Source organism: Candidatus Kurthia intestinigallinarum (assembly GCF_003991225.1).
GTDB lineage: Bacteria > Bacillota > Bacilli > Bacillales_A > Planococcaceae > Kurthia > Kurthia populi.
On sequence record NZ_JTFC01000051.1, the window covers coordinates 1 to 1,158 of the forward strand.

1 protein-coding gene and 1 pseudogene are annotated in these 1,158 nt (G+C 40.1%); both read left to right on the top strand.

What is annotated here, in order from left to right:
• Window positions 1-412, top strand: a pseudogene (locus tag QI30_RS20525) (plasmid recombination protein); the annotation flags it as partial.
• Between the two features lie 422 nt (window positions 413-834).
• A partial coding sequence (locus tag QI30_RS18550) for a protein rep (protein ID WP_425475032.1) occupies window positions 835-1,158 on the top strand: 324 nt, incomplete at its 3' end.

The window sequence follows — 1,158 nt, forward strand, 5'->3', positions numbered from 1 at the left end:
TTTCACTCCTAAGCAGATGGAACAGCTGGAAACAATCGTGACAGCTGCGGTTGCGGTAAAAAAAGATTATGAGCGGTTGCAAAGTATGAATCCTGTCATAGAAAATGAAAAGCTTCGTGAGGAAGTCTATCAAAAGACCAATGAAAATTATAAGCTGAAGAACGAAAATAAGGAACTCCGTTCAGAGAACAGAGATTTAAAAGACCTGATAGGCGATTTACGGCACGAAGTCGGTTTGTTGTATCAAAGTGCCAAAGATTTCGTAAAAGAGCGTACAGAGGGCGTCAGGGCCGTTAAAAACGTTTTTAAGGAATTAGTAGATAAAGTGAGGGAGCGAAACCCTGGGAGCGAATTTGAGCGCCTGTATAAGCGTGAGAAAGCTCGGGAGAGGGATCGAGGAATGGAAAGATGAAAACACGCCTTTTAGGCGTGTTTTTTAAGGTTTTGAGCGAAGCGAAAAACGGTTTTTTCTTATCTTGATATAAGGGTAACATCTTCGATTTACCCTGAAGGGTCTTGAGCCCTTGATACGTATGGCTTTAACGCAAAAAAACTTGCATTCTACAGCATAGTGTTGTATTGTTTTAATTGTCGAGATCAAAACAATAAACTATGAAGGTAGGTGCAAGTTTTTAAGTGCCGTGATTGGCGTTTATTAACTTAAGTTATATGAGCCACTATAAAGCAAAATCCAAAAAGAATCAAGACATTATGGTCAAGTCCACGAAGAAAAAACGGCGAAACGGTGTATTAGCGTACTTTATGGAAAAGCTAGTTTCTGAAGATGTGGTCTCGGAAAATACTTTAAAACTCATAAGGGAGTGCAATACGTTCATGATGATGGTTGCTGATGAAAACCTGGAAAAGAAAAAACAGCATAAGGGGAATACGTGCAAAAACCGTTTCTGTCCGATCTGTGCATGGAAGAAATCTCGAAAAGATGCGTTGGCTCTGTCCGTCATGATGGCTTATCTAAAGCAAGAGGAAAAGAAAGAGTTTATCTTTGTGACCTTAACAGCGCCGAACGTGCCAGCTGATGAACTGGAAGATGAAATTAAGGGTTACAACCATTCGTTCAAAAAGTTGATGGAACGCAAGGAAGTTAAGAAAATCGCAAAGGGTTATGCTCGGAAATTAGAAATCACCTACAACGAAGAG